General features: G+C 73.1%; 7 protein-coding genes and 1 tRNA gene. 3 read left to right on the forward strand and 5 right to left on the reverse strand.

Going from position 1 to position 8,239, the window contains the following annotated elements; all coding sequences use genetic code 11:
• The coding region (locus D476_RS34035; RefSeq protein ID WP_017625872.1) for an endo alpha-1,4 polygalactosaminidase at window positions 1-857 on the forward strand (857 nt) is incomplete at its 5' end.
• A 51-nt stretch (window positions 858-908) separates the two neighbouring features.
• Here D476_RS34035 and D476_RS0120890 read toward each other — a convergent pair.
• On the reverse strand, window positions 909-2,171 hold the full coding sequence (locus tag D476_RS0120890) for a DUF5685 family protein (RefSeq protein ID WP_026123707.1): 1,263 nt from the start codon (window positions 2,169-2,171) through the stop codon (window positions 909-911).
• A 391-nt stretch (window positions 2,172-2,562) separates the two neighbouring features.
• Between D476_RS0120890 and D476_RS0120895 the strand changes: the two genes are divergently transcribed.
• Complete coding sequence (locus D476_RS0120895; RefSeq protein ID WP_017625874.1) at window positions 2,563-4,536, forward strand: ABC1 kinase family protein; 1,974 nt, start codon at window positions 2,563-2,565, stop codon at window positions 4,534-4,536.
• Window positions 4,537-4,609: 73 nt separating this feature from the next.
• On the opposite strand, the gene D476_RS0120900 is transcribed toward D476_RS0120895, so the two are convergent.
• On the reverse strand, window positions 4,610-5,032 hold the full coding sequence (locus D476_RS0120900; RefSeq protein ID WP_017625875.1) for an Hsp20/alpha crystallin family protein: 423 nt from the start codon (window positions 5,030-5,032) through the stop codon (window positions 4,610-4,612).
• A 170-nt stretch (window positions 5,033-5,202) separates the two neighbouring features.
• Between D476_RS0120900 and D476_RS34040 the strand changes: the two genes are divergently transcribed.
• Window positions 5,203-5,502 carry a MerR family transcriptional regulator gene (locus tag D476_RS34040; RefSeq protein ID WP_017625876.1) on the forward strand — a complete coding sequence of 100 codons (300 nt, stop codon included), beginning with the start codon at window positions 5,203-5,205 and terminating at the stop codon, window positions 5,500-5,502.
• A 291-nt stretch (window positions 5,503-5,793) separates the two neighbouring features.
• Here D476_RS34040 and D476_RS0120910 read toward each other — a convergent pair.
• The 3 genes from D476_RS0120910 to D476_RS0120920 all read right to left on the reverse strand — a co-directional run.
• A tRNA-Arg gene (locus D476_RS0120910) sits at window positions 5,794-5,866 on the reverse strand.
• Window positions 5,867-6,064: 198 nt separating this feature from the next.
• Window positions 6,065-7,102 (reverse strand): pectate lyase family protein, encoded by a 1,038-nt coding sequence (locus D476_RS0120915; RefSeq protein ID WP_017625877.1) that lies wholly within the window; start codon window positions 7,100-7,102, stop codon window positions 6,065-6,067.
• 426 nt (window positions 7,103-7,528) lie between these two features.
• A partial coding sequence (locus tag D476_RS0120920; RefSeq protein ID WP_017625878.1) for an aspartate aminotransferase family protein occupies window positions 7,529-8,239 on the reverse strand: 711 nt, incomplete at its 5' end.

The raw sequence follows: 8,239 nt of genomic DNA on the forward strand, positions 1-8,239 counted from the left end.
ACGACTGGTGGACGCCCGCCCCCGGCGAGACCGCCTCGTGGGAATGGCAGCTCGAAGAGCCCTACGACCTGACCGTGGACGCGCAGATGTACGACCTCGACCTGTTCGAGGTCGCCCCGGCAGGGTCCGAGCTGCGCTACCCGGACGGCGAGGTCGTCGAGGTCCCCGCCGGGCCGCTCGCCGGGGCGGTCGACGAACTGCACGCGCGCGAGCCGCGCCCCGTCGTCATCTGCTACATCGACACCGGCGCCTACGAGCACTACCGGCCCGACGCCCACATGTTCCCCGGCTACGAGGAGGACCTGGAGGACGTGCCGGACCGCCCGGCCGCCCCGGAGGAGGGATCGGCGCTGGGCTGGAGCTCGGGCTGGGAGGAGGAGCGCTGGATGGACATCCGCGCCTCCGAGCGCGACGCGTGGACCGACGTGGTCTGGGCGCGCTTCGACCTGGCCGAGGAGCTGGGCTGCGACGGCGTCGAACCCGACCAGAACAATCCGCTGGGCAACGACCCCGGGTTCCCGGTCACCCTGGAGGACCAGCACTCCTGGTACGTCGAGCTGGCGGAGCAGGCGCACGCGCGCGGCCTGTCGGTCGGCATGAAGAACGGCCACGACCAGCCCGGCTCGGCCGCCGAGCTGGCCGAGCACTTCGATTGGGCGCTGCCGGAGGAGTGCGTGCAGTTCGACGAGTGCGATGAGCTGAAGCCGTTCATCGACCAGGGCAAGGCGGTGTTCGCGGTCGACTACCAGGGGGCGGTGGACGAGGAGGAGGCCTGCCGCGAACACGGGGCCCTGGGCTTCGACGGCATGATCAAGGACCTCCCGCCGACCGCCGCCTACCGGCGGACCTGCGCCTGACCCCGCCCGCGCCGTCCCCGCCGCCCAGGACGGAGGCGGCGGGGACGCCGTCTAGAGGTCACAGCACTTGCAGCAGTTACAGCATTCGCAGCATTCGCAGAAGTTGCACCAAGCATCGCGCGACTCTCCGGTCCACGGGCCGGGGTGGGGGTCCCGGCAGCAGAGCTGGCACGTGCAGAACATGAAGAGCGCGACCGCGCAGCCGCTGAACGGGCCCCGCCGGTGGGGCTGGTTCAGCGGAGGCGTGTCTCCGCAGGTGACGCACGTCTCGCAGCAGCTCCCCCTGCTCCCGCCCGCGTCGTCGGACGAGCCGGAGGAGCCGCCGGTCGTGGTGTGGTGGCCGCCGGAGGAATGGCCGCCGTCGCCGTGCCGGTGCGGGTGCTGCCGGTTCGGGTTGTGCCGGTACCGGGGATCGTGGTGCGGGTGCCCGTGGCCGTGCCGAGAGGGGTCCTGAGGGTGTCCGGCCTGAGTGAACGTGCGGTCCACCGCACGGCCCAGCTCGTGCACCAGCAGAGCGTGGGCCAGACGGCCGTCGGTGAACTCGGCCTCCTCCAGCGCCAGCCGGACCCCCAGCACGGCGTCGTCGCACAGCTCGCGCGCCCGGGCCGGTTCCGTACCGGTCGCGGTCAGCGGGTTCCACGCCCCCTGCTCGCGGTCCCGCTCCCGGTCCTCGACCGCGTCCAATAGGTGCGCGATCCGCCCGAACAGGCGGCCCGACTCCCGCAGCGGATCGGCGTTGCCGGGGCGCCCGGCCAGCACCGCGGTGTGCGCGAACGCCTCGCCCGTCGCCTCCTCGGTCGGCCAGGTCACCGCCAGGACGTCCGTCCCGGGCCCCGCCGCATCCTCAGCCTGCTTCTGGCGGTCGAGCACGGCGAGCAGCCCCTCGCCGTCGAGGCCGAGGGCGTCTCCCGACTCCCGGGCGCCCCGGCGCCACCGCCCGGCCACCCGCCCCGCGAGGGCGCGCACCCCGCGCCTGGCGTACACCCCGTCGCCGTCGGCGATGTGGTCGGAGATCTTCGCCGAGGCCAGCATGAGCGACACCGACGCCGCCAGCCGCGCCCCGGCCCCGTCGGCCACGTCGGCGCCGCGCATCCCGCGCAGGGGGCACACCCCGGCCCGGCGGGTGCCCGCGCACTCTTCGGCCTGGGCGGCCGCCAGAACCGACACGACCAGCCCGTCGTAGTTGGTCGCGATCCGCGAGGCCTGGCCGTGGTCGTCCCGCAAGGCGAGGCACAGCCCGCACATGTGGGACATCCATTCCTCCGCGAGTCCTCCGGGGAGGGAGTGCCGACAGGGACGCAGGATTCCGAACACGAGACCACGACCTCATCCGTTGACACCACGATCCCGGACCCCATGGGGACCACGGGCTGGGCGACGGTGTTGGACGCGGGGGTCCCGCCCGCGGTTCCGAGCGAAGCGGGTCGTCGCGGGGCAGTCCTCCGGACGTGGGAAACCGCCCTGCCCCGCGATCCCGCCCCAGGTCCCGCATCCTCACCCTTGAGAGTGAGATTCCGAGTGTCCTCTCGTCCGGCGGCCGCTCGCGACCCTACGCTGTCGGCGTGCACGCCCGGTGCCCATGCGGACGCGGGGCCGCGCCGACGGCGCGGGCGCGCCGCGCCCCACCTGTCGGCGGTGGGCCGCGACCGCGTCGAGAACGCCCCACGGGACCGCCGACGCGGCGCCGATCCCGGGAAGGACACGGATGGACCTGCTCGGCCTGATCATGCTCGTCCTGTTCACGGTGGTGATCAGCGCGCTCGCGCGCAGGACGCTCGGTGTCCCGATCGGCTGGCCGCGGACGATCCTGGTCGCCCTCACCGTGCTCACCTTCGCCTACGGGGCGGCGATGGTCGTCGTGCGGGCGTCGGGCCTGCCCTTCGCCGTCGAGGCGATCCAGAGGTCCCCGGCCCCCTACATGCTGTTGGCCGCGCTGGCCGCCGTCTGGGTCTTCCTGTTCGGCCTCATCGTGCTGGTGCTGCTGGAGCTGTTCCTGCCGACCGGCACCCTGCCCCCGGCGCTGTCGCTGGTCACCGGGTGGAAGGCGCGCCGCCGACGGGCCCGGCGCTACGCACGGATCACCGCGATCGCCGTCAAGCACGGCCTCGGCGGGTATCTGCGCGGCCGCCGCCGCACCGCCCCGGCGCAGGGCATGGCCAAGACGGCGCGCTCGCTCACCGCGGCGCTCAACGAGGCGGGCGTGGCGTTCATCAAGTTCGGCCAGATGCTCTCCACGCGCCCCGACCTGGTGCCGGAGGTCTTCACCCGGGAGCTGTCGGCGCTGCAGACCCGCGCCGACCCCGAGCCGTGGCCGCGCATCGAGCGTGCGGTCGCCCAGGCCCTCGGGCGGCCGGTCGGAGAGGTCTTCGCGTCGGTGGACCCCGAACCGCTGGCCGCCGCCTCGGTCGCCCAGGTGCACGCCGCGGAGTTGCGCGACGGCACCCGCGTGGTCCTCAAGGTGCAGCGCCCGGGGGCGCAGCGGCAGGTCGAGGCGGACACGGACATCCTGCTGCGGCTGGGGCGCAGGCTGGAGCGCTCGACGGCCTGGGGAGCGGCGCTGGGGGTGCACCGGCTCACCGAGGGGTTCGCGGCCTCCCTGGAGGAGGAGCTGGACTACCGGGTGGAGCTGGACAACATGCGGTCGGTCGCCGCGGAGGTCGACGGGGACCGCGTGCGCGTGCCCGGCGTGTTCCCCGAGTACTCCTCGCGCACCCTGCTGGTGATGGAGCGGGTCGAAGGCGTCCCGGTGGGGGACGCCGGGCAGGTGCTGGCCGCCTTCACCGGCGCCGAGCGCCGGGAGATCGCCGAGCGCCTGGTCGGCGAGGTGCTGCGGCAGATCTCGGTGAGCGGCGTCTTCCACGCCGACCTGCACATGGGCAACATCCTCCTCGCCCCGGGCGGAGGACTGGCCATGCTCGACTTCGGGTCGGTGGGCCGGCTGGACAGCGGCGCCCGCACCACCCTGGGGCTGCTGCTCGCGGCGGTGGACCGGGACGACGCCATCGGCGCGACCGATGCCCTGGTGGACCTGCTGGGCCGCCCCGGGGGACTGGACGAGCGGCGCCTGGAGCGGGAGGTGGGCCAGCTCATGCTGCGCTACCGGCCGGGGGTAGGCGGCCGGGGGAGCGCGGAGATGTTCGCCGAGCTGTTCCCGGTGGTGCTGGGGCACGGGTTCTCGGTCCCGCCGCAGATCGCCGCGGCCTTCCGGGCGCTGACGGCGCTGCAGGGAACGGCGGCCGCGATCAGCCCCGACCTCGACCTGATCCAGGCGGCCCGCGAGCAGGGCCGCCTGCTCGCCGACGAGGCGATGTCGGGCCCCGCCCTGCGGGAGTCGCTGGAGGCGCGCCTGATGTCGCTGCTGCCGACGCTCCAGCGGCTCCCCCGCCGGGTCGACAGGATCACCGAGGACCTGGAGGAGGGCCGCTTCACCGTGACGGTCCGCCCGTTCGCCGACCCGGAGGGCCAGCGGTTCCTGACCGGTCTGGTCCGCCAGGTGGTCCTGGCGGCGATGGCGGCGACCGCCGTGCTGGGCTCGATCCTGCTGATCACCGGCGACCAGGGCCCGATGATGGCGCCGAACGTGCCGCTGTACACCTTCGTCGGCGGGGTGCTGCTGTTCGTCGGCTGCGTCCTGGCCCTGAGGGCGCTGGTCCTGGTCTTCCGCGACGACCGTCCGTGACGCCCGGCCGGGGCCCCGTGTGCAGAGGGGTGCCCGCCGGACGGGCGGGCACCCCGGTGCCTGGTGGCGGACCTCAGCCCTTGATCTGGGCGCGCGTCCCGCCGTCGCCGACCGCGATCCTGCGCGGCTTGGCCTGTTCGGCGACGGGGATGACCACGGTGAGCACACCGCCGTCGTAGTCGGCCCTGATCCGGTCGGTGTCGAGGGTCTCGCCGAGGAACAGCTGGCGGGAGAACGAACCCGTGGGGCGTTCGCTCACCACGGTCTCGCGCCCCTCGCTCCGCTCGGGCGCGGGCCGCTCGGCCCTGACCGTCAGCACGTCGCGCTCGACCTGGAGGTCGATGCTCTCGGCCGCGACCCCCGGCATGTCGAAGTGGATGACGAACTCGTCGCCCTCGCGGTAGGCGTCCATCGGCATGACCGCCGGACGGGCCTCGTTGAACACCCGCTGCGTGAGGCGGTCGAACTCGCGGAAGGGATCGGTGCGCATCAGCATCCCGCGCCACCTCCTCGTGGAGTCAACAACATTGATGCGCCTTCACTCATGTTATCTACCACAAGGACCGAGGAATAAACACCCCCGTGCGGGGAAGAAAATCTCCACAATGGCGCGGCCGGTGCGGGAGGAGGACTATGCGGCAAGGGCGGCCTCCGAGCGATCAAGGGGTGTACACCATCTCGGTCGCGGCCGGACTCGTCGGGCTGCCCGCCGCGACGCTGCGCCAGTACGAGGACAAGGGCCTGGTCGCCCCGGCGCGGACCGAGGGGCGCACCCGCCTCTACAGCGATGACGACATCGCCCGCCTGCGGCGGATCGCCGAACTCAGCGAGCAGGGGGTGAACCTGGTCGGCATCGCCTGGATCCTGGACCTTCAGGAGGAGAACGCGCGCCTGCGCCGCCACGCCGCCGCCGAGGAGGAGGCGGACCGGTCCTCGTCCGCGACGGGCCCGATGCGCGGCCCCTGAGGCGGAGACGGCCCACCCGTCCTCGGCGGTATCGCAGTGCGGGATCCGGGCGTGCCAGGTGTCGGCGCGTCGGCCGCCCCTCCCCCTGCCGCCTCTTCCCGGACCGCTTTGACGAGGCCGCCATGCCATGGCCGAGGACCGGTCGAGGGCCGTGGCCCAGGAGCGGCCATCTCTCCGGATGTGCATTGAATGCGCAACGAGGGGCCGTGGACCCTGTGGCCGCCCCGGGCAAAGCAGCGGGGCCCTGAACCGTCATCCCGGTTCAGGGCCCCGCTCGGCGTTCCGCCGCTGCGCACTCGGGAGGATTCGAACCCCCAACCTTCTGATCCGTAGTCAGATGCTCTATCCATTGAGCTACGAGTGCCCGTCTTCTTTTGTGTCCGCCCTGGTGGAGGCTGTCCTCCCGGGCGACGTCTAAGACTCTACCACGGGCCGCGGCGCGCTTTGACCGCATTATCCGCGGGGCGGAGGGGCGCCGCCCCGCACGGAGGGGAGCGGGGCGGCGGGGGCGGCGCCCGAGTCCATCGGAGGGGTCTGGGCCCGGGCGCCGCCTGTGGGCGGGCTATCGGGCCTGCGGCCCGGCGCCCTCGGAGACCAGGGACGGGATGTCCTCGGCCGCGTCCAGCGTGTAGTCGTACGGCGGGTCCTCTACGGAGCCCTCGGTCGCGGGGGACCCCGAGTCGTCGTAGACGTTGCCGCGCTCCACCAGCTCACCCGGGCCGGAGCTGCCGTAGCCGACCTCGGTCGGGGTGTCCACGCCCTGGAAGTAGTTGCCCTCCACCAGGACCTGGGCGCCCATCGTGGACGCCACCCCGTACTCCTTGTTGTCCACGTAGTAGTTGTTGAAGACGTGGGCATTGGCCGAGAACCGTACCCGCGGGTGCCGCGTGTCCGTGCCGTCGAAGAAGTTGTGGTGGTAACTCACCCGCAGGTGGCCCCGGTCCTCGGTGTGGCCGTCGCTGTGGCCGAGCAGCATCGTCTTGGAGTGGTCGGTGAAGTGGTTCCACGACACCGTGACGAAGTCCGACTCGCGCTTGATGTCGACCGCGCCGTCGTAGCCGTCGCTGAAGGAGTTGTGGTCGACCCAGACATTGGTCGACCCCTCCTGCACGTTGATCGCGTCGTCGTCCCAGCCCGAGAAGTTCAGGTTGCGGACGACGACGTTCTCGACGCCGCTGAGGTTGAAGCCGCCGCCGGTGATGGTCGCCGACCCGTTCCCGACGACCGTGGTGTTCGACCCGATGCCGTTCATGCCCGACAGGTCGATGTCGCCGGTCACCTCGACGACGGTGGGTTCGTCGCCGGAGACGGCGTCCAGCAGCGCGCCGGCGTCGGAGACCTGCACGGTCCGGCCGCCCTCGCCGCCGGTGGTGCCGCCGTCCTCGGAGGCCCAGCCGACCGGGGCGTCGGCGAGCGGGGAGCCGACGTCCTGAGCGGTGTCCTGGGCGCCGGTCGGCGCCGCCGTGTCGCCGCCGCCCGCGGGCAGGGCCAGGGAGAGGGCCGCGACAGCGCCGACGCCGAGGGCGGCGGCGCCCGCGGTGGCGGCCGTCCTGGTACGGGCTCGCCGGGGGCGGGTGTGCGCGGGCTGTTCGGAATGCATCGAGGAGACTCCTCGTATTCGGGGACAGGGGCCGGGAGGCGTCCGGGCGGTTCCGCCGCAGTGGGGGTGCCGGGCGGCCGGAACGCGGCCGGGTCACCGGCGGATCGTCGGCCGGAGAACCGCCCGAGGAAAGGAAATCGCTTTCCCGATGCAGGGGACGCTACGGCGGCGCGATAACCCTGTCAAGGGAGAGAAAAGTGGTCGATTTCCCCTGGTAGAAGGCGTATCCGAATTGGTTAAGCGCTTTCCAATTCCTGATCGGAAGTCCCGATCCGGGAAAGGCGGGAGATACGGGGCGCGCCATTCGGGAGCCCTTCCGGACCGGTCCGCCGGGCCGGGGCCCAGGCGGCGCGGACGCACGAACGCCCCGCGCCGCCCCGGGCCCCGTCGCCTCGTCTCCGAAGGCGTCCCGCCCGACGGCGGGCCTCAGGCGGAGGCGTCGGCCAGCGCCTCCGACCAGATCGCCAGCGCTTCGTCGATCTGGTCGGCGTCGACCACCAGCGGCGGGATCATCCGCACCACGTTCCCGTGCGGCCCGCAGGTCAGCAGCAGGAGTCCGCGCTCGGTCGCCGCCTTGTGCGCCTTCGTCGCCGTCTCCGTGTCGGGCGACCCGTCCGGCGCCGTGAACTCGCTGGCGGCCATCAGCCCGAGCCCGCGCACGTCGCCCACGCGCGCGTGCCCCTCGGCCGCCTTGCGCAGCCCCGACAGCAGCCGTTCGCCGTTCCGGGCCGCGTTCTCCACCAGCCCTTCCTCGCGGATGACCTCCAGGGTGGCCAGCGCCGCCGCGCACGCCACCGCGTTGCCGCCGTAGGTGCCGCCCTGCGACCCGGGCCACGCGCGCTCCATGACGCTCTCCGGCGCGGCGATGGCCGACAGCGGGAACCCGCTCGCCAGCCCCTTCGCGGTGATGACGACGTCCGGGCGGACCGCCGTGTGCTCGTGCCCCCAGAACCTCCCGGTGCGCCCGAACCCGGTCTGCACCTCGTCGGCGACCAGCAGGATCCCGTGCTCGTCGGCGCGCCGCCGCAGCCCCTCCAGGAAGGCCGGGGGCACCGGCACGTACCCGCCCTCGCCCAGCACCGGCTCGATGAAGAACGCGGCGGGGTCCTTGGGCGAGGTGACCGTCGCGAACAGGTA

It is taken from the genome of Nocardiopsis chromatogenes YIM 90109 (assembly GCF_000341185.1).
Lineage (GTDB): Bacteria > Actinomycetota > Actinomycetes > Streptosporangiales > Streptosporangiaceae > Nocardiopsis_A > Nocardiopsis_A chromatogenes.

Bases quoted from the DNA above. Each gene is read 5' to 3' on its own strand.
- D476_RS0120895 (WP_017625874.1), top strand. From the start codon at position 2,563: ATGGACCTGCTCGGCCTGATCATGCTCGTCCTGTTCACGGTGGTGATC.
- D476_RS0120900 (WP_017625875.1), bottom strand. From the start codon at position 5,032: ATGCTGATGCGCACCGATCCCTTCCGCGAGTTCGACCGCCTCACGCAG.
- D476_RS0120915 (WP_017625877.1), bottom strand. From the start codon at position 7,102: ATGCATTCCGAACAGCCCGCGCACACCCGCCCCCGGCGAGCCCGTACC.